Origin of the sequence: Streptomyces thermospinosisporus, from assembly GCF_039526425.1 — a bacterium.
GTDB lineage: Bacteria > Actinomycetota > Actinomycetes > Streptomycetales > Streptomycetaceae > Streptomyces > Streptomyces thermocarboxydovorans.
This window is the reverse complement of the sequence record NZ_BAAAIZ010000032.1, coordinates 38,312-60,620: the sequence shown is the minus strand read 5'-3', so window position 1 is coordinate 60,620 and position 22,309 is coordinate 38,312. Positions and strand designations below refer to the sequence as shown.

Here is a 22,309-nt window from a genome sequence, read left to right as displayed (position 1 = left end):
CCCGATCGAGACTCCCGTTCGAAACGCATCCCTCAAGATCGGAACGACAACAGCCTCTGAAGTCCGCCAGACCGACGCCGTCGAGGAACGGCAGGTCCATCCGGCAGACCGGCCGCACCAGCCGCCCCTTGATCGGCTCGGCCCCCGAGGCGTCGACGACCCGGCCGTCCCTGATCAGATAGTCCACCGCCTCAACCCGCCGGGGCGGTTCCGGCCCTCTGCTCACCTTGGTGGTGAAGCTCGGCAGGTACCAGGCCAGCCCCGCCGTGAGGAGCGGCTCGGAGGCCAGGATCCACCGGCCCAGCGATTCGAGGCTGGGGCAGTTCATCCCGTAGTGGACGGTGTAAGGGTTGGTCGCGAGGGGAGATACGGCGTCGGCCATGTCGAAGGTGACCGGGTGCGAGGCGCCATGGCCGAGCTCGTGATACGGGGACTGCCGGTGATGCGTCAGCAGCAGCGTGTCGGAGATGAGCGTGGCGCGCTTGGTGAGTTCCGCAAGGCCCGTCTCCTCGACGGACAGCCCCACATAGAAGCGGGACCGGGAGAGCTTCTTCTGATCGACCAGCCGGTGGGGCCCGGCATCCCACAGATACTGCCCGTACTCCTTGGCGACCGCACGGGGGTCGTCGAGCCCGGACGGCAGCCGCCGGAAGAAGCCACGCATGCGCCTCGCGACAGCCTTGTTCTGCGTCACCGGGGAGCGAAACAGCATGAGCCATGCTCCGCCCGCCACCGGGCGGCGTCAAGAAGCAACCCCTGTACCGCACTTCCCGGAAGCATGCCTCGCGCTCATCACGGCAACTCTGGTCGGAGACACAGCAGTTCAGCGAGTGCTGGCCCGCAGCGGTTCACCCACCTCGTGCATGTGGCGCAGCGCCTGACGGTAGGAGTCGATCAGACCGGTCTCGGCGTAGGGGATGCCCAGGTCCCGGCAGTGCGCCTTCACCCGGGACTGGGCGAGCCGGAGATGCGGGCGGGGCATGCTGGGGAACAGGTGATGCTCGATCTGGTAGTTCAGACCGCCGAGGAACCAGTCGGTGAGGGCGCCGCCCCGGATGTTGCGCGAGGTGAGGACCTGGCGGCGCAGATGCCCCCACTTCTCACCCTCCGGGTCGGGCATCTCCATGCCCTTGTGGTTGGGCGCGAAGGCCATGCCCAGGTGCAGCCCGAACAGGGCCTGGTGGAGCGCGGCGAAGAGGAGCGCCTGCGCGAGCGGCATCGTGGTCAGGAGCAGGGTGAGGTACAGGACGGCATGCGCGCCCAGCAGCGCGCCCTCCACCAGGCGCTCACGGCCCCGCATCCGGCGCAGGTGCCGCACGCCGGAAGCCTTCAGCGCCAGGCCCTCGAGGAGCGTGAGCGGGAAGAACAGCCAGGCCTGGTGCCGGGCGAGCCAGCCCCGGAAACCCGTCCGGCCGGCGGCCTGCTCACCGGTGAAGACCAGCACGTCGGCGGCGACGTCCGGGTCCTTGTCGATGTGGTTCGGGTTGGCGTGGTGCCGGTTGTGCTTGTCGTTCCACCAGGCGTAGCTCATGCCGAGCAGCAGATTGCCGTGGACGAGCCCGATGCGGCGGCCGGCGGCGCGGCTGTCGCTGATCTGCGCGTGGCCGGCGTCATGGCCGATGAAGGCCGTACGGGCGCACAGGACGGAGAGCACGGGGGCCAGCGCGAGCACCCACCACGAACCGCCGAGGAGCGCCATGCCGGTGACGACGGCGGCCAGGCAGAGCGCGTTGACCAGGATGGTGCGCGCGTACCAGCCGGTGCGTCGGCCCAGCAGCCCCCGCTCCTTGATGTCGCGCAGCAGGGGCGTGAACTCGCTGCCCCGTTCCGGTGGAAGAGGTGCGGCGGCGCTCTCCGGGCGGGGCGGCCCGGTCTCGGCGGTCAACGACATGCAGGCACTCCGTGAGGTCGGTGGACGGCGGCGATGCGGAGTGCAGCGCCCTGCCGCACCGCCCGGCCTGAACGACCGTACGGACCGGTGGAGTTGCCGGACCATGGAGCCACCACCCGGGTGATCGTGCAGTCACCACCCGGAAGCCCGGGGGGTGAGCCGCACGCCGGTGGTGGGGGTATCCGCAGGTCGAGGCGGGACGACCAGGAGCGCAACGAGCACGCGCCGCCACCCGGTCGGCGGGCGGCGGCGCGTGCTGGTCTCGGCGGTCGCTGCTCAGCGCAGATGCACCGGAAGACTCTGGTGCCCGTTGCTGATGAGGGAGCCAAGGGGCTGCAGCTCCTCGGCCGGCACGGCGAGGCGGATGTCCGGGAAGCGGTCGAAGAGGTGCTCCAGCACCAGGGCGACCTCCAGGCGGGCGAGCGGAGCGCCGAGGCAGAAGTGCACGCCGTGGCCGAACGCCAGGTGGTCCTTGACCGTGCGGGTCGCATCGAAGCTGTCCGGGTCGTCGTGCCAGTCGGGGTGACGGTTGGCGGCGGCGTAGGAGGCGAGGATCGCCTCGCCGCGCGCGATGGTCTGCCCGTCGGGCAGCGGGATGTCGTTGACCGCGTACCTGAGCGGCAGGTGTTTGACGGCCGGCTCGTGCCGCAGCGTCTCCTCCACCACGTCGTTCCAGGTGACCGTGCCCTTGCGGACCAGCTCCAGTTGGTCGGGGCGGGTCAGCAGGGTGCAGACCGCCTGGTCGATGACATTGACCGTGGTCTCGTAGCCGGCGCTGATCATCAGCAGCAGGGTGTCGCGCAGCTCGGTCGGCGACAGGCGGGCACCGTCGCTCTCGTCGTCCCGCGCGGCGATCAGCAGGGACGTCATGTCGTCCCCCGGCTCGCTGCGCCTGGCGGCGATCAGCTCGTCCAGATGCGCGTACAGGCGGGCCGTGTTGGCCTGCGCCTCCTCCTGGCTCAGCGTGGTGTCGAAGACACCGTCCACGACGGCGCGGAAGTCGCCCCGGCGGCTCTCCGGCACGCCCATCAGATGTCCGATCACCCCGATGGGCAGCGGGTAGGCCAGCTCCTGGCGCAGATCGACCGGCTCCTGCTCCGGCAGCGACGCCAGCCGGTCCACGAGGTCCGTCACCATCTTCTCGACGGCCGGCCGCATGGCGTCGATCCGGCGGGAGCTGAAGGCGGGCGCCACCAGCCGGCGCAGCCTGCGGTGGTCGGGACCGTACGCGGTGAACATGTTCTCCACCGCCACCCACAGCGCCAGCGGCCAGGTGGCGACCGCCTGTTCGAAGGCGGGCCAGTGCGCGCGGGCGTCCTTGGACACGTCCGGGCTGGTCAGCAGCTGTTTGAGCAGCGCCGGATCGCTCACCGACCAGGCCTCGACGCCGAGTACGTCCACTCGGGTGGCGGGGCCGCGGGCATGCAGGGCGCGGTGTTCGGCGTAGTGGTCGGCACCGGCGGGGTCGAGGACGAGCGGGGGCTGCTTGGTCATGACGGCACTCCTGTGCGTGCGGCGGGAAAGGTGACGGGCAGGGACTCCAGAGCCCGGTGGAACGGGCCCGGGCGCCAGGTGAGTTCGCCGGCCGGGCAGGCGAGATCGGTCTCGGGCAGCGCGTCGAGCAGATAGGTGATCGCGGTCTCCGCGATGAGGTAGGCGTGCGAACGCGCGGGACAGGTGTGCGGGCCGGCGCTCCAGGCGAGATGGGCCCGGTTGCCGGTCAGCCGGCCCTCCGGCACGCCCGCGGTGAGGGCCGGGTCGTTGTTGGCGGCCGCCATGGAGATCACCACCGGCTGATCGGCCGGCAGCAGCACCCCGTCCACGTCGATCGGATACGGCGGATAGGAGATGCAGTAGTTCGCCATCGGCGGGTCGGTGTACAGGACGGCGTCGAGGGCGTCGCGCACCGTGGACAGCCCGGCGTGCAGATCGGCGGAGAAGTCCTCGTCGGTGAGGATCTTCAGGATGGTGTTGCTGATCAGATTGGTCAGCGGCTCGATGCCCGCGCCGTAGAGGGTGACCAGCTGATGGCCCATCTCCTCGTCGTCCAGCCGCGCGGAGTGCGAGATCAGCCGGGAGGTGATGTCGTCTCCGGGCTCCCGCCGGCGCAGGGTCACCAGGTCCAGGACGGCCTGGCTCAGGATCTGGTTGCCGCGTTCGGCGTCCGTGGTCTCGAAGATCCTCGCCATGCCGTCGGCGATGCGCCGGCCGATCTCGTCCGGGCAGCCAAGGAGCGCGCTCAGCACCCGGAAGGCGATGGGGAACGAGTACTGCGTCAGCAGATCCGCCTCGCCCGCCGCGCGGAAGTCGGCGATGGCACCCGAGGCGACCTTCTCCACCAGGGCCCGCAGCTGGTGCTGGTCGACCGCGTCGATGGCGGAGGTGTTCGCCGCCCGGTAGCGGGCGTGCTCGGCGCCGCTGGAGCGCAGCGCGTTGGGACGCCACTCCATCATCGGCCGCACCGGGCACGACTTGGGTATCAGCTTCTCCCAGGCCCGCGGGTCGGCGGGGAAGTGCAGCGGATCGTTGAGGATGCGGCGCGCCTGGTAGTAGCCGATCACCAGGGTCGCCGGCACCCCGGGAGCTAGATCCACCGGGACGAGCGGGCCGTGGCTGATGCGCATGCGCCGGTACATGGCGTGCGGATCGGCGGCGAACTCCGGGGAGTACAGGGCGATCCGCTCCGGTTCACCGGCCGGCGCGGACTCGGCGGAAGGCATCGTCATCGTCGGGACTCCAGAAGGGCGGCCGAGCGACGCTCGGAGAGATACTCGGTGAGCGTGATCAGGGCGTGCAGGGACGAGGTGCGGTCGCGGGCGTCGCAGACCGTCAGGGGAGTGCCGGGGTCGAGGGCGAGGGCCTCACGCAGCTCGGCCTCGGGGTAACTCGGTGCGTCCGGGAAGGCGTTGATGGCGACCGCGTACGGCACGCCGCAGCTCTCCAGCAGGCCCAGCGCGTCGTGGGAGGCGTCGAGGTCGCGGGTGTCGGCCAGGACCAGACAGCCCAGCGCGCCCTCGGTCAGGTCCTCCCACAGCGGCTGGAAGCGCGCCTGCCCGGGCAGCCCGAACAGATACAGCGCGAGCCGGCCGCCGGCCATGTGGATGCGGCCGAAGTCCATCGCCACGGTGGTCGTGGTCTTCTCCGGAGTGCCGCGCAGATCGTCCACCCCGACGCTGGCCTGGGTGATGGGTTCCTCCATCCGCAGCGGCTTCACCTCCGACACGCTGCCGATGAGCGTGGTCTTGCCGACGCCGAAGCCGCCCGCGACGACGATCTTGGCCGACCGCGTCACCGTGGACGGGACGTAGGTGACGGGCGGGTCAGACCATGGAGCGGAGTCCACGGAGCACCTCCTGCAGCAGGTCGAAGTCGGGCTGATGGCCGGCCGCCGCGACCGGGGCGGTCAGGTGGCCGGAGTCCATCAGCGAGGAGACGAGGATGCGCACCGTCGACGGCGGCAGCTCCAGCGCGGCGGCGATGTCGGCGACGGCCAGGCCGCCGCCCGCCCCGGCGAACAGCCGCATCACCCGGCGGGCGTCCGGACTCAGGCCCTCGGTGGGCGCGTTGGCGGCGACGAGCACGCTCTCCAGTCGGACGTCGTCACGGGCACGGACCTGACCGCCGGTGCGGACATAGGGCCTGACCATGTCGGGGTCACGCCGCGGCCCCGTCATGCCGGTGAGCCGCCGTCCGTGGCCGGCACCCGGTCGGCGACGCCCAGCTCGTGCCCCACCCGGGTGGCGAGCCGCACCATGTGATGGGAGATCAGCCCCACATCGGCGTCCGGTCCGGTGGTGCACACCGACAGCATGGTGTTCTTCGCCGCGGTGGTCGTCAGGCCGATGCAGCCGACCGACTCGATGAGCAGCTGGCGCATGCCCTGACCGCCGGTGAACTCGTCCCAGGCCTTGCCCGCGGCCCGCAGCGCCGCCGTGAGCGCGGCGAACTTCTCCCCGTCGTCCTGACTGATCGTCTCGGTCCGGGCCTTCAGCAGCCCGTCGCTGCTCATCAGTACCGCGTAGCGGACGCCCTCGACGGTGCCGAGTTCCTGGTCGAGCAGCCAGCCCAGGCTGTTGGAGTGTGTGTCTTGCACGGTCAGTTTCCTTCGTCGTGTGCGGCGTCGTGTCCGGCGGGCGTCTGGGAGGTGTCGTCCATACGGCCGCGGCGGGTCCCCTCGGCCCACGCCGCGGCGATCGCGGGACGGCCCGGCCCGGCGGCGGGAGGTTCGGCCGACGTGCTCCGCGGCACCGCGGAGGCCTTGGCGCGCTTGCGCACGGTCAGCCCGCTGGCCGTCCTGGCCGGCGGGGCCGCGACCGGCTCGGACTTGGCGGCGGAGGCAGGCTGTGCGGCGGCACCGGCGTCCGCCCCGGCGGCAGCGGGGGAGGAGGATCCGGTGACCGCCGGAGAGCCGGAGCCGGCGGCACCCTGCTCGGCGGACCGGGAGGCCGCGCGGGAGGCCGCGCGGGAGGCGGGCTCGGCCGGAGCCGCCGGAGCCGGAGAGGTCAGCAGCTGCTTCGGCAGGACGAGCATGGCGCGCGTGCCCTGATAGATGTTCGGCGCGGTCAGCTCGACCCGGAACCCGTAGTCCTCCGCCAGCACGGACGCCACCCGCAGCCCGGTCTGGGGGTGGGCGCCCAGACGGGTGATGTCGTCGCGCTGCTTGCCGGACATCACATCGCTCGCCCACAGCAGGCGCTCGTCGTCCATGCGCAGCCCGGCGTCGTCGACGATCAGGAAACAGGCGTGGTGCCCCTGCTCCAGGGAGACATGCACACTCGCCGACGGCGGCGAGTAGCGCAGCGCGTTGTCCAGCAGCACGGCGAGGGTGTGCACCACCGCCTCCACCGCGCGCCCCTCGACCGCGACGGACCCCATATCCGGGTGCTTGATCCGCTCGTACCCCTCGATCCGGCCCATCGCCGCCTGCACGATGTCGGTCAGCGTCGTGGCGGGCCAGCGCCGGGAGAGCTTGTCACCGGCCAGCACGGCGTACCCCGAGGCGGTCAGCAGCATCTGCTGCGCCAGATGGTCGATCTCCACCAGCGTCGCGTACGCCTCGTCCGAGACGTGCCGCCGCACACCTTGGCTGACGGCCCGGCCGAGCCGCGCCGCACGAGCCACCACATTGTTGGCGAAGCCGCGCACCGCGGCCCGCGCCACACCCACCGACTCCTGCCGCACCTGCTCGACCTGGCGCGCGGCCTCCTGCCGGACCTCCTCGGCGGCACGGGCGGCGGCCGCACGCTCCTGCGCCCGGACCTCCTGCACCGCGGCGGTCACCGCACCCGGCAGGGCGCGCAGATGATCGGCGAGCGGAGTGCCGTCGAGATGCGGCGGTACGACGAGCCCGCCGCCATGCCCGCCACGGGACTGACCGTCGCTCACGGCCGCCGGAACCACCGTGGCCGCCAAGTGCCCCACGCACTGCTCGGCGGCGACGAGTTGCTGGGTGAGCCGGTCGTTGTGGCCGCGCAATAGCTCGGCCTGACGCTCGGCGCGATCGCTTTTGCGCCAAAAGTGCCAGGCGGATCCGGCACCGGCCAGCGCCGGCAACGCGGCGGCGGTCACTATGAGTTCGATCATCAGGTCCTCACGAGAGGGGGGAAGCCGTCGGAGTGCGGGGATCGTGGGCGGGCCTGGGCCGGTGGCCTGGGGAAGAGCGGAAGCCGGCCGCGGCCCCGCGCGGCCGGACGAACCCGGCGCACGGAACCGACCGGCCCGCCTCCGGCGGATGCGACACCGGCGCCGCCCGTCTGCGGCGGCGGTGGAGCGGACGTCCTGCCACGGCCGGTCACCTTCGGGCCGCCCTAACGCAGCGTCGCCCGGGACCGTTTCCCCGCCGGGCACGCGGAGACCGACGACTCAGCTGGGCGGACAGCGGCGAGGGCGCGCGACATGGATCTCCTGGTCCCGGACGAGGGCGTGCATGAGCGAGGAAGCGGCGACGCGCGGGTTCGAGGCAGCACGGTTGTGCCGCCACCGACCTGCGGCTTGCGCATGTGCTGGTGGCATTCGGCAGGGACCATACCGCTCCTGCTCACGCCTCGTGGCAGCCCGGTGACGGCGCCGGCCGGACACCGCTGACGGTATGGGCGGAAAATGCCACTTGGCGGTCAACTCGCTTTGGCTGAACAAAGAGTTGGCGCTCCGCGCCGGATCCTGGTAATGGGCCGTGCTGCTCATCCGGCAAGCGGTTGAAACCCGAAGAATACGTCGGCGCCCCGGGGCATGCTCAGCAGGGACCCTCAGCCGGGAACCGGACACCCAGCCACTGCTCGGCACCCCACTCCTCGAAGCGCCGGACCTCGGTGAATGCCAGTTTTCCGGCGAGACGCACCGAGCGTTCGTTGGCGGACTGCGTGCACAGCAGCACCGGTTCGCCGGGGCAGACGCCGAAGAACCATTCGAGAACGGCCGAGCACGCCTCGGCCGCATAGCCCTGACCCCACGCCTGCGGCAGCAACATGTAGCCGATTTCGGCCTCACCGCCCTCGGGACGGATGTGCCCCGGCCGCTCCGCGTCCCGCCGCTCGATCGTGACCGTGCCGATCATCGCGGCGTCGAGCTCGACCACGAACACCCCCGGCCGTCGCCCGGGCACCGGCGGCATCGCCCGCTCCAGCTCGTCACGCGGACGAGAGCCCCCGAGGTACGCGCGCACCTCCGGGGACGCGAACAGCTCGACGAACGCCGCACGGTCCCCGGCCTGCGACGCGCGCAGCACGAGCCGTTCGGTCCGTATCGGTTCAGGCGGCCAGGCAGCGGCTCCGAGTCCGGTCATGGCGCGCAACGTACCGCAGACCGCCATGCGGCAGGCCGAGATCGCGAGCCGGGCGCCTCGCCACCGTCACAGCAGGCTGCTCACGCGCCGTGCCCTGCCGCTGCCGCATCGGCCAGCAACGCCCCCGCGGCCTCGTCGTGCAGCGCATCCAGCGTCTCCATCTGCCGCTCCGCCCTGCGCAGCAGCTCCTCCAGGCGGGCCGCATCCAGCCGGGTGTCCCGCCGTGCCGCGGCGAGCAGGGCGCGCCAGCACAGTGCTTTGCCCTGCGCCGCCAGCCGCAGCACACCCAGCTCGACCAGCAGCGAGAGCCCGGAACCGCGCAGCAGCCGGCCGTTGGGCTTCAGCCGTCCGGCCTTCTCGCCCAGCCAGGCCCCGTACACCTTGTAGTGCTTGACCGGGATGCCCAGCTCGCCGAGCTGCCGCTGCAGCGCCAGCCGGTCCTGCCCGCACTGCCTCGCGATGTCCCTCAGCGTGTCGCCGTACCGGCCGTCACCGTGCTCCTGCACCATCCGCCGGGCCAGCTCCGCGGCGGCCGCCGCCCCGGCCAGGTGATCGTTGAGGAAGATCTCGAGCCTCTTCTGCCTCCTCTGCCGCGTCTCGGCGTCGCCGGTGCCGCCCGCCGTCCCGCTCGACCGGCTCCGGGCCTTGCCCGCTCCGACCGCGTCCCGGATCCGGTCGTAGGCACTGAGCGGCACCCCCAGGAGCGCATTGCCGGGCGGGCGCCTCGGGATGACAGGGTGGGGATGCGTGGGCGCACTCCGCCGCACCGTGTCCCACGCCGTGCCGAGCCGGCGCAGCTGCGCGGCGGGGAGGGACTCCTGCAGCCGCGGCAGGACCACATCCTCCTCGTCGCGGATGTCCTGCCGGATCAGGGCGAAGACCCGGCGCACCTTCTCCTCCCGCTCGGACGACCCCGGGCTCAGGCGTTCGATCCTCGCGACGAGATCGTTGATCTCCTGGTGCTCCTCCTCGACCAGGGACGTCAGCTCGTCCCCTCCCTGGACCGACCGCCGTACGGCCGGCCACAGCACGGTCTCCTCGGCGAAGGCATGGCTGAAGACCAGCTGCACGATCTCCTTCAGGACCCGCTCACGCTCCTCACCGTCGGCCAGAGCGCCCCAGCGGTCCATCAGCCGGTCCATCTCCGCATGATCGCGTCGTTGCCGGGCCAGCACGCTGGCCGGACCGCCCAGTTGCTCGACCGTCTGCTCCTCGATGCTCACAGTCACGGGTCGCTCCTCTCCGCTCACGGACCCGCCGTCGCCGTGGTCCCACGCGTGGTGGGTCGCCCACGCGAGCACGGGCCAGGTACCCCTCGCGGCCGCCGCGATGCTCGTGTGCGGCCGGTAACCGGCGGGGGACCCGGCCGTGCCCATGACGGCAACGCCCCCTCGCCGCTGACGGCGCCCCTCGCCGCCGGTCGGCGCGTCAGCGGGGCAGGGGAGTGGGTGAGCAGCGGCGTCACGGATACCCGCCCGCCATGATCGGACGAGCACTCTGGCAGGGCCTGGCCGCCGGCGCGGCCGGAGCGTCGCGATGACCCTCGGCGAGAAGTACGAGCAGGTGATCACCAGCCGTCCCGACTCCCCTGTACCGGCCCGTGTCCTGGCTCACCAGCGACCAGATTCTGGAGAACGCGACCGGCGTCGGTGCCCCGCCCTCCACCTGGCCCCGCCGCGAACTCGTCGTGGACGTGCTGCCACAAGACCGTCTACGCCTTCGCCACGGCATCGGCGACGATGCCGTGGCCGCGCGCGGCGGCCCAGGCCCCGGGCTACGGCACGCCGGACTCCGGGCCGGCCGTCACCCGGCCGCCGCCCCGGTGCGCCGCGCGGACGCCTTCGGCCGCTGAGCGCCCGTCCCGTCTTGCGGGCAGCGGCAGCCCCACCTCGAGGACGCGGCTAACGGCCGAGAAGACAGACCGCCGTGCTCAGTGCCGCCGAGCAGACGACGACGGCGCACGCGAATGCGGTGTGCCGCCGGAGCAGATCGCGCCGCAGCACCGCGTACCGCGCCTCGTACTCGCCCCGCAGCTGATCGGCCCGCTCAAGCGTCATCTGCAGCATCCGCCGGGTCAGCTCGATGCGCTGACGCACGTACTGACGAGTGACGTCCTCCGCTTGAGCGGTGGTCAGCCAGGGCAGCCGGGCGCACAGGCTCTCGGCCTCCCGATGGGCCTGCTCGTGGTGCGTGTGGGCCAGGAGATACCCCTCGACCCGCACGGCCAGGGCGCTTCCGAGCCCGTCCGGCGGCGTCTCTCGCTCGCCGCGTCTCATCGCGACTCGCCCTTGTGGCTGTCGGCGGGCACGGCGTCGCGCTTGCCGAGGTTCTCCGACTCGTCCAGCTCCGCCAGGTGCGGGTGGTGCAGATCGAAGGCCGGGGACTCGGACCGGATGCGCGGCAGAGTGACGAAGTTGTGGCGGGGCGGCGGGCACGACGTCGCCCACTCCAGAGAACGGCCGTAGCCCCAGGGATCGTCCACCTCGACCCGCTTGCCGTGCTGAGCGGTCTTCCACACGTTGTACAGGAAGGGCAGCGTGGACAGGCCGAGGAGGAAGGCGCCGATGCTGGAGACGGTGTTGAGGGCGGTGAAGCCGTCGGCGGCCAGGTAGTCCGCGTAGCGGCGCGGCATGCCCTCGGCACCGAGCCAGTGCTGCACCAGGAACGTCGTGTGGAACCCGACGAACAGCGTCCAGAAGTGCACCTTCTCCAGCCGCATGTCGAGCATGGTCCCGGTCATCTTCGGCCACCAGAAACTGAAGCCGCCGAACATCGCGAAGACGATCGTGCCGAACAGCACGTAGTGGAAGTGCGCCACCACGAAGTAGCTGTCGGTGACGTGGAAGTCCAGCGGCGGCGAGGCGAGCAGCACACCGGTCAGACCGCCGAAGAGGAAGGTGACGAGGAAGCCCACCGCCCACAGCATGGGCGGCTCGAAGGAGAGCGAGCCCTTCCACATCGTGCCGGCCCAGTTGAAGAACTTCACTCCGGTGGGGACGGCGATCAGGAAGCTCATGAAGGAGAAGAACGGCAGCAGCACCGCCTGCGTGGCGAACATGTGGTGCGCCCACACGGACACGGACAGACCGGTGATGGCGATGGTGGCACCGACCAGACCCATGTAGCCGAAGATCGGCTTCCGGCAGAAGACGGGAAGGATCTCGGTGACCACGCCGAAGAAGGGCAGGGCGAGGATGTAGACCTCGGGATGGCCGAAGAACCAGAACAGGTGCTGCCACAGCAGCGCCCCGCCGTTCTGCGGATCGTAGATGTGCGCACCGAACTTCCGGTCCGCCTCCAGGGCGAACAGCGCGGCCGCGAGGACCGGGAAGGCCAGCAGGACCAGCACCGAGGTCAGCAGCACGTTCCAGGTGAAGATCGGCATCCGGAACATCGTCATGCCCGGGGCCCGCATGCAGATGATCGTGGTGATGAAGTTGACGGCACCGAGGATGGTGCCGAACCCGGCCAGGGCCAGCCCCATGATCCACAGATCACCGCCGAGCTGAGGGGTCCGCTCGCCTCCGCTCAGCGGGGTGTACGCGGTCCAGCCGAAGTCGGCCGCGCCGTCGGGAACCATCAGGCTGCTGATCGCGATGAGCCCTCCGAAGAGGAACAGCCAGTACGAGAACATGTTCAGCCGGGGGAAGGCCACATCCGGGGAACCGATCTGCAGCGGCATGACCGCGTTGGCGAACCCGGCGAAGGTCGGAGTGGCGAACAGCAGCAGCATCACCGTGCCATGCATGGTGAACGCCTGGTTGTACTGCTCGTTCGACAGCAGCTGCGTTCCCGGGCGGGCCAGCTCCGCCCGGAGGGCCATGGCCAGGACCCCCCCGATCAGGAAGAACGCGAACGACGTGATCAGGTAGAGATGGCCGATCTTCTTGTGATCGGTCGTACTCAGCCAGGAGATGATCACGCGGCCGCGGCCATGGCGCTCGGCCACCGGAACTGGAGCAACGGGCTCGGTCTGGGTCGCCATCGGATACCTCTATCGGCAGCAGCGCATGAACGGCATCAGCAGCGGGGCGGGCCTCGGGCACCTCCCGCGAAGGACTGTCCCGTCAGCGGGGATCAGCCCAGCGCAAGGTAGCCGCGCTTCCGCCCCGGCCGCTTCCGCTGCGCGCTGTCCGTGACCCCATTGGACGCAGAGACCATTCGTCCGGGTGGCGTGCGGCCGTCAGAGCGGATGGTAGGACTTTCGGCGCCGGACCAGCCGTCCGCCCGTCCGGCGCCCGCCTACGTCTCGCCCTGCTCCGTGTCCTCGCCCTCCGCCTGCGACGGGGTCGTCCGGGGCACCTCGTCACGTTCGGGCGCCGTGCCCGCATCGCCCGGCGCTTCCCCGCCGCCGATCTCGTCGCACTCCATCTCGGCGGCCACGGCGGACACACCCGTCTCACCACCGAGCCCGCCCTACGGCTCTACGTCACGGGCACTGACGGACGTCAGGACGAGTGCACGATGCGCCGTACGTTCTCCACGCGCCCGCAGTCGGCCTTCAGCTGACGCTCGCGCTCGTCCCGGAACGCCGCGCCCAGTTCCTCCCGGCGCGACATCGCCACGTTCTCCCGCGCCCCGTTGAGGATCGTGCGCTCCTCCTCGTCCGTGTGGTGCGTGACGGCCTCCACCAGCTCCTCCAGCTTCGAGTCCCACTCCTCGGACCCGGCCTCCTCGACCTCGAGAAGCCCGAGCAGCGCCTCGTTGCCCTCGTCGTGCTCGTGCTCGCCGTGCTCCACCTCTTCGTCGTCGATGTCCTTGTAGCGCTTCAGCGCCGGGTAGACCTCTTTCTCCTCGGCCACCGCGTGGGCGATCAGCAGGGCCGAGAACTCGCGCAGCGCGGCCGCGCGGTCGGCCTCGACACTTCGCATCTGCCGGAACAGATCCTCCATGCGACGGTGGTCCTGGAGGATGAGCTCGACGACGTCCTGCGTCTGGGGCATGAGGCGGTACTCCTCGGGTGCGGGGGAATCTGGCCCCTACCGTCTGCCCCGTCGAAGCGCATCGAGTACTTCCCGTTCCGTCCATTTCGTTCCGGGTCCGGCGGTGTGACCGACGACTCCCGGGGCATGCGGGGATGCATGCGTGAAGCAAGGCCCAGCAGGAAACGGTGAAGCGAATCATGCTTTCACATGCACTGGAACAAGGCGTGCTCGTCCTCTCGATCCACGACGTGGTGGACGGCGGCCGGGGCGCTCTTCTCACGGAAATCACCGATCTGGTGCACGCCTGCAAGCCTGCCCCCGTAGTGATCATCCTGGCCGATCCGGCCGCGAACCGCACCGCACTCGGCGTCGTCCTGCGGGCCCACCGGCTGTGCAGCAGCCTCGGCATCATGATGTCCGTGGCCACGCACAGCGCCCTGGCCCGCCGCAGGCTCGAGGAGGACGCCGACACCAGCGGCATCCGCCTCGTCGTCCACGCCCGCACCGACACCGCCATCGCGACGACGGCGTACACCGCGGCCGCCTGAGCCCGCCCCTCATCCACGGCCCGGCCGCCCCGGCACCGCGGCTCTGCCGCCCCGGCACCGCGGCCCCGTCGCCCCGGCCGCCATGAAACCGAGCGGACGGGGTACCGGGACGGCGGCGATCACCGAACGCCCCGGCAAACCGAACGTCCCGGCACTTCGGTACTCCGGCACTTCGGTGCTCGGCACTCGCATCCGGCACCCGGCGCTCGGTAGGTGGGGAAATGAAGTCGACGGGTCAGCTGCGGCAGCTCAGGGCGCTGTACGCGGGCGGTGTGGCCGCCTGGACCTTCTGTCTGCTGCTGACGGTGCTCCAGGGCGGCGGAACGGCACGGCAGACGCTCACCCTGCTCGGGCTGCTCGTCGCCCTTCTCGTACTGTTGCTGTGGTCGACCTGGTGCCTCTGGGAGGCGGGCCCGCCCCGCGCGGCGTCCGACGGTGTTCCCGCGTCCCTTTCGGCTGCATCTGCACCGGAGCGAAACCGCTAGGCATGCACCCCCGAAGCGGGGGTATACGGACAGCTCTGGCCGCCGGGTACCGTCCGGCGGCCGAACACCGGGAGGGACCACATGCAGACGACCGTGCGGACCACCGCCGGGCGCTCCACCGAGATGCCTGAGATGACCGAACCGTCGAAGGTGGCGCCCAGGGACGCGCGGGAGCTGTCCAGGCTGTTCTTCGACCAGCTCGCCGTACTGGAGGAGGGGACCCCCGAGTACCAGTACGCGCGCAACACGCTGATCGAGATGAACATGTCTCTCGTCCGCTTCGCGGCCTCCCGGTTCCGCAGCCGCGGCCCGGAGGAGATGGAGGACATCGTCCAGGTCGGCATGATCGGTCTGATCAAGGCCATCGACCGGTTCGAGCTGACCCGCGAGGTGGAGTTCACCTCCTTCGCCGTCCCGTACATCGTGGGGGAGATCAAGCGCTTCTTCCGCGACACCTCCTGGGCCGTGCACGTGCCCCGGCGTCTGCAGGAGGCCCGGGTGCAGCTGGCCCGCGCCACGGAGGAGCTGCGCAGCCGGCTCGGCCGCAACCCCACGACCAAGGAACTCTCCGAGCTGATGAGCCTCTCGGAGGAGGAGGTCGTCGAGGCCCGGCTGGCGTCCAACGGCTACAACTCCGCATCCCTCGACGCGACCATCCACGGCAGCGAGGACGGCGAGGCCGCCCTGGCGGACTTCATCGGCTCCGACGACGCCGCCCTGGAACTGGTCGAGGACTTCCACGCCCTGGCGCCGATGATCGCCGGGCTGGGCGAACGCGACCGGCAGATCCTGCACTGGCGCTTCGTGGAGGAGCTCACCCAGAAGGACATCGGCGAACGCCTCGGCGTCTCCCAGATGCATGTCTCCCGGCTGATCTCCCGCCTTCTGGCCCGTCTGCGGGACGGTATGCTGGCCGCCCCCTGACCCGGCCCGCCGGCCGCGACCCCGCCGCGGCGGCCGCATGGCGGTGGGTACTGTCTCAGGGGCGAGAAGTGTTCTGACCGCACGGAAGGCGCAGGTGTTCCGTGCTCACGGGGGCGCGAAGGTTGTGCCGGACGGCGACAAGGTACTGAACGGGGCCCGGGCCCAGCGGGGCGTGGGCGGGACCGGCGTGTCCGTGACCTTCGAACACGCGGACTTCCCCGTGGCGGAGGCGCGCCGCTTCGCCCTCCGCTTCCTCGCCGGCCTGCCCGCGTCCGGCCCGCCCGTGCCGCCCCGGACGGCCGAGGCGGTGCAGCTCGTGGTGAGCGAGCTGGTCACCAACGCGATCAAGTACGGATCCCCTCCGGTGGAGCTGTCGCTGACCGTGGCCCAGGGCATGCTGTCCATCACCGTCCGGGACGGCGAGCGTGTCATGCCCACCCAGCGCGCGGCCGATCCGACCCGGGTGGGCCAGCACGGACTGGAGATCGTCGCCGCACTGAGTCAGGACATCGACATCCAGGGCGAACCCAACGGCAAGCGAGTCACCGCCCGCATCGCGCTCTGAAGCGACGAAGCGTCCTCATCGCGAGGTGAATGCAGGCCGGACCGCCGCCTCCCGCGGCCGCCCGGCCTTTCGTCATCCCACCGGCGCCCGGGCCGCCGGGACCCCCGGCCTCTCACCGCCGCCGCGGCCGCCCGGCCCTGCGGCGTCTCACCGCCACCGGCAGACGCCTCCCACGGCCCCGTCCGCGCAGCCGCACTCCACCGCCCTCTACGTGGACGACGCCGAGGTCTTCATCACCTTCCTCACCTGGACCGCCCACCTGCTTCAGGCCCGCAAGGTGCCCGCCGCCTCCCTGGTCACCGGCCTGGACATCCTCGCCGAGCAACTGCACGACTTCCCCCGCGCGCTGCGCATCCTCACGGCGGGCAGGTCCGCCCTGCACGACAACGTGGCCGCACCCCGCCGCCGCGGGCGCCGACGCCTGACCGCGACGGGCCATCCGAACCGGCTCAGGCGCATGATGGGCGGACTGTCTCGCGCCGGGCTGCTCGCCGCGCGGGCCTTGCCGGACACGCTGATAATGGGAGATGAACGCCACCCGAGCCGTCCCTGCCGGTGTCGCCGACGTGGCCGCCGGCCGGCTCGCGGGACTTGCACACGCAGGTGAGAAACGCCAGTTCACCAACGACTGCATCGCCTGCCGGGCCCCGATCAACGCGACTGTCTCCGCTGGGTCGCTACCGGCTCCATGCCCCGGGCATGGCCGGGACAACGCCCGACCGTCGAAGTGGATCAAGGGCATCAGGATCGCCGAGCACCGACGCATGAGGAGAAGTCAGATGGGCGCCTGGACCGAAATCGAGGGCGGCGGAGCGACGCCGTCCGGGCCCGCCGGCATTGTGAGCAGAGACAGGATACGTCTCGCAGCCAGAGGGTTCGACAATCGCGTCTACATCAACGTGTCCGATGGAGGGCCGTTCGGCACCTGGGAGAACAACCTGGATGGATTCAGTGCATCCGAACCGGCCTACAGCCTCTTTCACGACGCGGGTGTTCTGTTTGTCCGCGGCATGGACGACCGGATCTACAACGGGGGTGCCGGCACACCGGATTTCGTGGAAGTCGAAGGCGGAGGGCTGACGGGTTCGGCGCCGGCTGCCCTCGGCGACGGTCCCGATCTGCACCTGTTCGTGCGCGGGACCGACGACCGCATCTACCACAACCAAGCCCGGTCCGACACGCCGTTCGGTACATGGGTCGAGGTCGAGGGCGCCGGACTGACGAGCTCGGAGCCGGGCGCCGTCATGGTCGGAGACGTTCTGCATCTGTACGTGCGCGGGACCGACGACCGCATCTATCACAACCGCGCACCTCGAGGACAGCCGTTCAGCGGCTGGGCCGAGGTCGAGGGCGGCGGACTGACGAGCTCGGGGCCGGCCCCTGTTGCGTTCAACGGTTCGGTGCACCTGTTCGTACGCGGGACCGACAACCGGATCTACCGCAATACCGGCGACGGCGACCACTTCGGTGCCCCATGGGTTGAGGTCGAAGGCAGCGGCATGACCCTCTCGAGGCCCGCTCCCGTGGTGTTCAACGGCGCGGTGCACCTGTTCGTGCGCGGGACCGACAACCGGTTCTACCGCAATCGTCTGGACACGTGAGGGGCAGTAGCTGTCCCTGCCCTGTGCCGCCTGTGCGACGATCACACTCGTGACGAGCGTGCACGGGGACTTCGAGCTGACCATGGGCGAACTGCGTGTCGTGGCGCGCTATGTCGCCGACACGGCGCAGGAACTGCTGCCGCTGTTCGAGGAGGCGCATCCGGACGACGGCCGGCCACGAGCGGCCGTCGACGCGGCACGGGAGTTCATCGACGGTGCCCCCAGAACGGGACTTCAGCGGGTCGCCTCGATGGACGCCCACCGGGCGGCGCAGGAGGCGGCCACCGAGACTGCCCGGCTCGCCGCCCAGGCCGCCGGAGACGCCGCGTCCGCCGCCTATCTGCATCCGATCGCCAAGGCCCACCAGGTGGGCCACATCCTGCGGGCCGCCGCCAACGCGGCACGCATCGCCGAGATCCGCGCGGGCGAGGACCCCGCTGCCTGCGACAAGGCCCTCGAAGAGGCCCGCGCACGTGCCACACCCGCCCTCAGGGGCATCCTCGAGCGGTACCCTCCGGCGCCCCGCGGCAGAAGCCGTACCGCGCAGCTCATGGCAGACCTGGACGCCTCGCTGCGCACACCGCCTGCGTGACACGCCCGAGCGGGGGTAGCCGGAGTGTCCCGAGGGCCGCTGAGGCGAACCCCGCACCGGGACGCGCCATGAGACCGCGTCAGCAGAGCGGGTGACCCCCGCATCGAGCCCCCGGACCTCGAACGCCAGGGCGCGGCACGGGAAAGGGCGGACAGGATGACCACGGTCGCACGGCAGGGCGGCGGCGGAGGAGGCTCCAGCGGCCTCTACGACGTACTGGAGCTGATCCTCGACCGAGGGCTGGTGATCGACGCCTTCGTGCGGGTCTCCCTCATCGGCATCGAGGTACTCAAGATCGACGTCCGGGTCGTGGTGGCCAGCGTCGACACCTACCTGCGCTTCGCCGAGGCCTGCAACCGGCTCGACCTCGAGTCGGGACCGCGCAAGCCGGCCGGACTGACCGAACTCCCGGGCCGGATGACCGAGTCCGGGGCCTACGGCAAGACCAAGGGCGTCCTGTCCGGAGCCGTGGAGGCGATCTCGGACGCCTTCCAGCAGACCCGCGACGAGGAACCGAAGCGCTGAACGCGGGCGGCTGCTTCGCTTCGGCCGAATGACGACTGTTCACGGCGGCCGAACGCCAATGCCTTGTGCGCCCACGCCAGTTCCGCGGATCCCGTGATGAGCGAGTACTGGGAGGCTGACCATGGCACGCCGGCTTCTCATCGCGGTGCTCGCTATCGCCATGACCGTCGCGGCCGCCATGACCTCGGCCGCGGCACAGCCCTCCTCCTGGCAGCACGTCCCTCCTGGCAGCACGTCCCGGTCCCGGCGGAAGTGCGCCCGGAAGCAGGGCTGAACGAGGCCGTGGCCTTCGGCCCGGACCGGGGATGGGCGGTCGGCACCGAGGGCGCCGCCCGCAACACGCCCGGCTCCCTGCTGATGCTGCGCTGGGACGGGGCTGCCTGGCAGCGCCAGACCCTGCCCGGCACCGGCTGGCAGGGAGAGCTGCTGTCCATCGCCGGGACCTCACCCGAGAAGGTCTGGGCCGTGGGCCGCGACGCCTCCGGCGGCACCCGGCTGCTCCGCCGCGACGGCGCCGCCTGGCACGAGTGCCCGCCGCCACCGGGCGTGCAGCTGTCCAAGGTGGTCTCCGGCGGAGGTGAGACCTGTCTGATCGGTACCCGGGACGGGGAGCAGGCCCTGCTGCGCCGGGACCGGAGCTGCTGGCAGGAGCTGCCCGTGCCGCCGGGCTCGGTGTACGGGCTCCATGTCCGGGCCGCCGACGACGTCTGGGCGGCGGGCGCCACCGCGGCGGGAGCGGCCGTGCCCCACTGGGACGGGCAGGCGTGGCAGCAGACGATCGTGTACGGCGGACCCCGCTCGGCCGTGGGCAGCGTGCCGGCGGTCTCGCCGACGGAGGTGTGGGCCGGCGGCACGGCCGGGTTCGTCGGAGGCCCGCCGGGCCGGCCCATTCCGCCCCTGCTGGTCCGCTGGGACGGGGAGACCTGGAGCAGGGTGACCGTGCCGACCGACTTCGGCTCGATCAGCTCCCTGGCCGCCGACGGGTCCGGTGCGCCGGCCTGGGTCTCGGTGGACGGCTCCCAGAAGTGGGGGCCGCGGCCGCCCGGCAGCAGCCCGCCGCTGATTCCCGGCCCGGACTTCCTCTCCTGGAACGGCCAGTCGTTCACCGGGCACGACGAACCGGCGGTGGCGGGGGAGGGGCAGTCCCGCACGCTGCGGCTGGCACCGGTGCCGGGCACGGAGGCGGTGTGGTCGGTCGGCCGCGCCAACGGGCCGGAGAACTCCGTCGTTCGGCGCATCCTGCGGTTCGGCTGAGCCCCCTCGCCCGGTCGCGGCCGCCGTCCACCGCGCGTGATCAGTGATCAGTCATGCGTGGTCAGTGATGCGTGATCAGTGATGCGTGATCAGTGATGCGTGATCAGTGATGCCCGAGGACGGTCCGCATCCGCTGGTAGCGGTCCAGGTCCTCCCAGGTGTCGTGATCGGGCGGGCCGGGATCGAGGCGTCCGGCGCTCCAGGCCCAGATACTGGCGGCAATACCGGTGATCAGGGGAATGAGCAGCCACAGCAGGGCGCTCACCGTGCAACCTCCTTCCAGACTTCTCGACTTCTCCGTTGACGTGCGTCCGGACTGCTTCCTTCGGGACGTGAGCTTCCTCCGGGACGTGAGCTGTTCGGGTCCCGTCAGGACGTGAGCTGTTTGGGCGAGCCGCCGGAGATGGCGATCTTCCGGGGCTTCGCATGCGCGGCCAGCGGGATGCGCAGGGTGAGGACCCCGTTGTCGTAGACCGCCTCGGCGGCCTCGACGTCCACACTCTCCGAGAGCGGCAGGCGGCGGGTGAACCGTCCCGTCGGCCGCTCGGTGAGCAGCGCCCGGGCACCGGCAGGGACCGGTGAGGGCCGCTCCGCGGTGAGAGTGAGCGTGTTCTGCTCCGTCGTCAGTTCGATGCTGGAGCGGTCCATGCCCGGCAGGTCGAACTGCAGGTACAGCGCCTCGTCGTCCCGCCAGGCGTCCGCCGGTATGACGGTGCCGGCCGAGTCGGCGACGGTGTGCGCGAGCTGTCGCACGAGCCGGTCGAGATCGCCCAGAGCGCCGGTCCGCGCAGGCATGACCACGTTCTCACCCTCCAAGTCCCTGAACGGATGCACCAGTCCATCCATATAGCCAACGGCAAGAAAATTGACAAGTGGCTACTGGCTGAAGTTGACAGGAAGAGACTCAACTCGAGGGCTGGGTCAGGCACCTGCCGCTGGTTCGCGGAGGACGAGTCGACCCATCGATGAAACGACACAACTCATGCAGTCGCAGAGCGGCTACCTGCTCACCGTCTCCTACGCGATCCAGCTCGGCGTCTCCAGCGGCACCACGGCCCTGATCGACGGTGTCCAGCCCCTGGTCGCCGGCGCCCTCGCCGGACCCCTGCTGCGCCAGTACGTCTCAGCCAGGCAGTGGCTCGGACTCTGCCTGGGCGTGAGCGGCGCCCTCGTGGTCACCCTGGCCGACGCCACGGCCGGTACCGGAGCACCCTCATGGGCCTACCTCGTCCCCTTCCTCGGCATGCTCTCGCTGGTGGCGGCGACCTTCTTCGAGGGCCGCTCCCGCACGTCGGTCGATCCCGTCGTCTCGATGACCGTTCACTGCGTGACGAGCGCGGCGGTCTTCTCCGCACTCGCGGTGACCGCGGGCGCCGCGGCGCCGCCCGCCCGGCCGGCGTTCTGGACCGCGATCACCTGGCTCGTCGTCCTGCCGACCTTCGGCGGATACGGGCTGTACTGGCTCATCCTGAAGCGCTCCGGAGTCACCAAGGTCAACACGCTGATGTTCCTCATGGCGCCGGTCACGGCAGTCTGGGGAGCCCTGATGTTCGCCGAGCCGCTCGGCCCGCAGACCGCCGCCGGTCTGGCCCTCGGTCTGGTGGCAGTGATCATGGTGTACCGCGGAGCCCCCGCCTCCGGCGGTCCGGGACCCCCGGGCGGTCCCGCCACGGGAGAAGCGCCCGCCGGCTCCCGCGACCGGCCGATCGCCTCCGTTTGACATGTGCCCAGCCGGTGTCAGCCTGGAGGACGGGGGTGAACGGCGTAAGGAGACCTGGCATGGCAGTTCGACGAGGATGGCGCTCCGCAGCACGGCAGCTCCCGCTCAGACTCACGGTCGGCGCATTCTTCCTGAACTCCGGACTGTCCAAACGCGGCGCGGACGACGCCACGGCCGAGCAACTTCACCAGTTCGCCGCCGGCACCTACCCGTTCCTCAACAAGCTGGACGCCCAGCGGTTCGTACGGCTGCTCTCCGCGGGAGAGGTCGCCATCGCCGCCGCCCTGCTGCTGCCGGTCGTCCCCGCCGCGGTCGCGGGCACGGCGGTGACCGCGTTCTCCGCCGGCACACTGGGGCTCTACCTGAGGACTCCCGGCATGCGGCGGGAAGGCAGCGTGCTCCCCACCGAGCAGGGCATTCCCCTCGCCAAGGACGTGTGGATCCTGGGCATCGGCCTCTCCCTCCTGGCCGAGGGGCTGAGGCGCAGGCGCCGCTGAC

Annotated in this window: 28 protein-coding genes and 1 pseudogene; 13 read left to right on the top strand and 16 right to left on the bottom strand. The window is 71.0% G+C overall.

Going from position 1 to position 22,309, the window contains the following annotated elements:
- From ABD207_RS12520 to ABD207_RS12475, 10 genes are all read right to left on the bottom strand, one after another.
- Nucleotides 1–712, bottom strand: a 712-nt coding sequence (locus tag ABD207_RS12520) for a hypothetical protein (protein WP_344012518.1), incomplete at its 3' end; no start/stop codon positions are given.
- A 111-nt stretch (nucleotides 713–823) separates the two neighbouring features.
- Nucleotides 824–1,891 (bottom strand): fatty acid desaturase family protein, encoded by a 1,068-nt coding sequence (locus ABD207_RS12515; RefSeq protein ID WP_344012517.1) that lies wholly within the window; start codon nucleotides 1,889–1,891, stop codon nucleotides 824–826.
- A 276-nt stretch (nucleotides 1,892–2,167) separates the two neighbouring features.
- Nucleotides 2,168–3,385, bottom strand: coding sequence for a cytochrome P450 family protein (locus ABD207_RS12510; RefSeq protein ID WP_344012515.1), 1,218 nt, complete (start codon nucleotides 3,383–3,385; stop codon nucleotides 2,168–2,170).
- Nucleotides 3,382–4,617 (bottom strand): cytochrome P450, encoded by a 1,236-nt coding sequence (locus tag ABD207_RS12505; RefSeq protein ID WP_344012513.1) that lies wholly within the window; start codon nucleotides 4,615–4,617, stop codon nucleotides 3,382–3,384. Before ABD207_RS12505 ends, ABD207_RS12510 begins: the two co-directional genes overlap by 4 nt.
- Nucleotides 4,614–5,234 (bottom strand): GTP-binding protein, encoded by a 621-nt coding sequence (locus ABD207_RS12500; RefSeq protein ID WP_344012512.1) that lies wholly within the window; start codon nucleotides 5,232–5,234, stop codon nucleotides 4,614–4,616. Before ABD207_RS12500 ends, ABD207_RS12505 begins: the two co-directional genes overlap by 4 nt.
- Nucleotides 5,212–5,565 (bottom strand): DUF742 domain-containing protein, encoded by a 354-nt coding sequence (locus tag ABD207_RS12495; protein ID WP_344012510.1) that lies wholly within the window; start codon nucleotides 5,563–5,565, stop codon nucleotides 5,212–5,214. Before ABD207_RS12495 ends, ABD207_RS12500 begins: the two co-directional genes overlap by 23 nt.
- Nucleotides 5,562–5,984 carry a roadblock/LC7 domain-containing protein gene (locus tag ABD207_RS12490; protein WP_344012508.1) on the bottom strand — a complete coding sequence of 141 codons (423 nt, stop codon included), beginning with the start codon at nucleotides 5,982–5,984 and terminating at the stop codon, nucleotides 5,562–5,564. The genes ABD207_RS12495 and ABD207_RS12490 overlap by 4 nt, the downstream gene beginning before the upstream one ends.
- Nucleotides 5,985–5,986: 2 nt before the next feature.
- On the bottom strand, nucleotides 5,987–7,474 hold the full coding sequence (locus ABD207_RS12485) for an ATP-binding protein (RefSeq protein ID WP_344012507.1): 1,488 nt from the start codon (nucleotides 7,472–7,474) through the stop codon (nucleotides 5,987–5,989).
- A gap of 649 nt (nucleotides 7,475–8,123) precedes the next feature.
- The gene (locus ABD207_RS12480; RefSeq protein WP_344012522.1) at nucleotides 8,124–8,672 is read right to left on the bottom strand and encodes a GNAT family N-acetyltransferase; all 549 of its coding nucleotides are present in this window, start codon (nucleotides 8,670–8,672) and stop codon (nucleotides 8,124–8,126) included.
- Between the two features lie 80 nt (nucleotides 8,673–8,752).
- Nucleotides 8,753–9,901 (bottom strand): hemerythrin domain-containing protein, encoded by a 1,149-nt coding sequence (locus ABD207_RS12475; RefSeq protein WP_344012505.1) that lies wholly within the window; start codon nucleotides 9,899–9,901, stop codon nucleotides 8,753–8,755.
- 371 nt (nucleotides 9,902–10,272) lie between these two features.
- Here ABD207_RS12475 and ABD207_RS12470 point away from each other — a divergent pair, with 371 nt between their 5' ends.
- Complete coding sequence (locus ABD207_RS12470) at nucleotides 10,273–10,524, top strand: hypothetical protein (protein WP_344012504.1); 252 nt, start codon at nucleotides 10,273–10,275, stop codon at nucleotides 10,522–10,524.
- Between the two features lie 49 nt (nucleotides 10,525–10,573).
- Here the strand turns inward: ABD207_RS12470 and ABD207_RS12465 are convergent, their stop codons facing one another.
- The 4 genes from ABD207_RS12465 to ABD207_RS12450 form a co-directional block, all read right to left on the bottom strand.
- Nucleotides 10,574–10,948, bottom strand: a complete 375-nt coding sequence (locus tag ABD207_RS12465; protein WP_344012503.1) for a hypothetical protein — start codon at nucleotides 10,946–10,948, stop codon at nucleotides 10,574–10,576.
- Nucleotides 10,945–12,657, bottom strand: coding sequence for an aa3-type cytochrome oxidase subunit I (gene ctaD / locus ABD207_RS12460; protein WP_344012501.1), 1,713 nt, complete (start codon nucleotides 12,655–12,657; stop codon nucleotides 10,945–10,947). The genes ABD207_RS12465 and ctaD overlap by 4 nt, the downstream gene beginning before the upstream one ends.
- Nucleotides 12,658–12,914: 257 nt before the next feature.
- The gene (locus ABD207_RS12455; protein WP_344012500.1) at nucleotides 12,915–13,064 is read right to left on the bottom strand and encodes a hypothetical protein; all 150 of its coding nucleotides are present in this window, start codon (nucleotides 13,062–13,064) and stop codon (nucleotides 12,915–12,917) included.
- A gap of 56 nt (nucleotides 13,065–13,120) precedes the next feature.
- Nucleotides 13,121–13,615, bottom strand: coding sequence for a hemerythrin domain-containing protein (locus ABD207_RS12450; RefSeq protein WP_344012498.1), 495 nt, complete (start codon nucleotides 13,613–13,615; stop codon nucleotides 13,121–13,123).
- A gap of 179 nt (nucleotides 13,616–13,794) precedes the next feature.
- On the opposite strand from ABD207_RS12450, the gene ABD207_RS12445 reads away from it, so the two are divergent.
- From ABD207_RS12445 to ABD207_RS12400, 10 genes are all read left to right on the top strand, one after another.
- On the top strand, nucleotides 13,795–14,145 hold the full coding sequence (locus ABD207_RS12445) for a hypothetical protein (protein ID WP_344012496.1): 351 nt from the start codon (nucleotides 13,795–13,797) through the stop codon (nucleotides 14,143–14,145).
- A 221-nt stretch (nucleotides 14,146–14,366) separates the two neighbouring features.
- Entirely contained in the window at nucleotides 14,367–14,630 is a 264-nt protein-coding gene (locus ABD207_RS12440) for a hypothetical protein (protein ID WP_344012494.1), read from the top strand.
- An 81-nt stretch (nucleotides 14,631–14,711) separates the two neighbouring features.
- Nucleotides 14,712–15,554 carry an RNA polymerase sigma factor SigF gene (locus ABD207_RS12435; RefSeq protein ID WP_344012492.1) on the top strand — a complete coding sequence of 281 codons (843 nt, stop codon included), beginning with the start codon at nucleotides 14,712–14,714 and terminating at the stop codon, nucleotides 15,552–15,554.
- Nucleotides 15,555–15,747: 193 nt separating this feature from the next.
- Nucleotides 15,748–16,119: an ATP-binding protein gene (locus tag ABD207_RS12430; RefSeq protein WP_344012491.1), complete on the top strand. Its 372-nt coding sequence runs from the start codon at nucleotides 15,748–15,750 to the stop codon at nucleotides 16,117–16,119.
- A gap of 211 nt (nucleotides 16,120–16,330) precedes the next feature.
- Nucleotides 16,331–16,726 (top strand): hypothetical protein, encoded by a 396-nt coding sequence (locus tag ABD207_RS12425; RefSeq protein WP_344012488.1) that lies wholly within the window; start codon nucleotides 16,331–16,333, stop codon nucleotides 16,724–16,726.
- Between the two features lie 172 nt (nucleotides 16,727–16,898).
- The gene (locus ABD207_RS12420) at nucleotides 16,899–17,720 is read left to right on the top strand and encodes a DUF8189 domain-containing protein (protein ID WP_344012487.1); all 822 of its coding nucleotides are present in this window, start codon (nucleotides 16,899–16,901) and stop codon (nucleotides 17,718–17,720) included.
- Between the two features lie 49 nt (nucleotides 17,721–17,769).
- Nucleotides 17,770–18,312: a putative immunity protein gene (locus tag ABD207_RS12415; RefSeq protein WP_344012486.1), complete on the top strand. Its 543-nt coding sequence runs from the start codon at nucleotides 17,770–17,772 to the stop codon at nucleotides 18,310–18,312.
- A gap of 156 nt (nucleotides 18,313–18,468) precedes the next feature.
- Entirely contained in the window at nucleotides 18,469–18,837 is a 369-nt protein-coding gene (locus ABD207_RS12410) for a gas vesicle structural protein GvpA (RefSeq protein ID WP_344012484.1), read from the top strand.
- Between the two features lie 121 nt (nucleotides 18,838–18,958).
- The gene (locus ABD207_RS12405; protein ID WP_344012482.1) at nucleotides 18,959–19,111 is read left to right on the top strand and encodes a hypothetical protein; all 153 of its coding nucleotides are present in this window, start codon (nucleotides 18,959–18,961) and stop codon (nucleotides 19,109–19,111) included.
- Between the two features lie 8 nt (nucleotides 19,112–19,119).
- The gene (locus ABD207_RS12400) at nucleotides 19,120–20,091 is read left to right on the top strand and encodes a hypothetical protein (RefSeq protein WP_344012481.1); all 972 of its coding nucleotides are present in this window, start codon (nucleotides 19,120–19,122) and stop codon (nucleotides 20,089–20,091) included.
- A gap of 103 nt (nucleotides 20,092–20,194) precedes the next feature.
- Here the strand turns inward: ABD207_RS12400 and ABD207_RS12395 are convergent, their stop codons facing one another.
- On the bottom strand, nucleotides 20,195–20,356 hold the full coding sequence (locus tag ABD207_RS12395) for a hypothetical protein (RefSeq protein ID WP_344001819.1): 162 nt from the start codon (nucleotides 20,354–20,356) through the stop codon (nucleotides 20,195–20,197).
- Nucleotides 20,357–20,460: 104 nt separating this feature from the next.
- Nucleotides 20,461–20,886, bottom strand: a complete 426-nt coding sequence (locus tag ABD207_RS12390) for an Hsp20/alpha crystallin family protein (RefSeq protein WP_344012480.1) — start codon at nucleotides 20,884–20,886, stop codon at nucleotides 20,461–20,463.
- 193 nt (nucleotides 20,887–21,079) lie between these two features.
- Here ABD207_RS12390 and ABD207_RS12385 point away from each other — a divergent pair.
- A pseudogene (locus ABD207_RS12385) lies at nucleotides 21,080–21,811 on the top strand (DMT family transporter); the annotation flags it as partial.
- A gap of 59 nt (nucleotides 21,812–21,870) precedes the next feature.
- The gene (locus ABD207_RS12380) at nucleotides 21,871–22,308 is read left to right on the top strand and encodes a hypothetical protein (protein WP_344012478.1); all 438 of its coding nucleotides are present in this window, start codon (nucleotides 21,871–21,873) and stop codon (nucleotides 22,306–22,308) included.
- Nucleotide 22,309: the final 1 nt, after the last annotated feature.

Bases quoted from the DNA above. Each gene is read 5' to 3' on its own strand.
- ABD207_RS12515 (WP_344012517.1), bottom strand. From the start codon at position 1,891: ATGTCGTTGACCGCCGAGACCGGGCCGCCCCGCCCGGAGAGCGCCGCC.
- ABD207_RS12510 (WP_344012515.1), bottom strand. From the start codon at position 3,385: ATGACCAAGCAGCCCCCGCTCGTCCTCGACCCCGCCGGTGCCGACCAC.
- ABD207_RS12505 (WP_344012513.1), bottom strand. From the start codon at position 4,617: ATGACGATGCCTTCCGCCGAGTCCGCGCCGGCCGGTGAACCGGAGCGG.
- ABD207_RS12495 (WP_344012510.1), bottom strand. From the start codon at position 5,565: ATGACGGGGCCGCGGCGTGACCCCGACATGGTCAGGCCCTATGTCCGC.
- ABD207_RS12485 (WP_344012507.1), bottom strand. From the start codon at position 7,474: ATGATCGAACTCATAGTGACCGCCGCCGCGTTGCCGGCGCTGGCCGGT.
- ABD207_RS12480 (WP_344012522.1), bottom strand. From the start codon at position 8,672: ATGACCGGACTCGGAGCCGCTGCCTGGCCGCCTGAACCGATACGGACC.
- ABD207_RS12465 (WP_344012503.1), bottom strand. From the start codon at position 10,948: ATGAGACGCGGCGAGCGAGAGACGCCGCCGGACGGGCTCGGAAGCGCC.
- ctaD (WP_344012501.1), bottom strand. From the start codon at position 12,657: ATGGCGACCCAGACCGAGCCCGTTGCTCCAGTTCCGGTGGCCGAGCGC.
- ABD207_RS12450 (WP_344012498.1), bottom strand. From the start codon at position 13,615: ATGCCCCAGACGCAGGACGTCGTCGAGCTCATCCTCCAGGACCACCGT.
- ABD207_RS12445 (WP_344012496.1), top strand. From the start codon at position 13,795: ATGCTTTCACATGCACTGGAACAAGGCGTGCTCGTCCTCTCGATCCAC.
- ABD207_RS12440 (WP_344012494.1), top strand. From the start codon at position 14,367: ATGAAGTCGACGGGTCAGCTGCGGCAGCTCAGGGCGCTGTACGCGGGC.
- ABD207_RS12435 (WP_344012492.1), top strand. From the start codon at position 14,712: ATGCAGACGACCGTGCGGACCACCGCCGGGCGCTCCACCGAGATGCCT.
- ABD207_RS12420 (WP_344012487.1), top strand. From the start codon at position 16,899: ATGGGCGCCTGGACCGAAATCGAGGGCGGCGGAGCGACGCCGTCCGGG.
- ABD207_RS12410 (WP_344012484.1), top strand. From the start codon at position 18,469: ATGACCACGGTCGCACGGCAGGGCGGCGGCGGAGGAGGCTCCAGCGGC.
- ABD207_RS12405 (WP_344012482.1), top strand. From the start codon at position 18,959: ATGGCACGCCGGCTTCTCATCGCGGTGCTCGCTATCGCCATGACCGTC.
- ABD207_RS12390 (WP_344012480.1), bottom strand. From the start codon at position 20,886: ATGCCTGCGCGGACCGGCGCTCTGGGCGATCTCGACCGGCTCGTGCGA.
- ABD207_RS12380 (WP_344012478.1), top strand. From the start codon at position 21,871: ATGGCAGTTCGACGAGGATGGCGCTCCGCAGCACGGCAGCTCCCGCTC.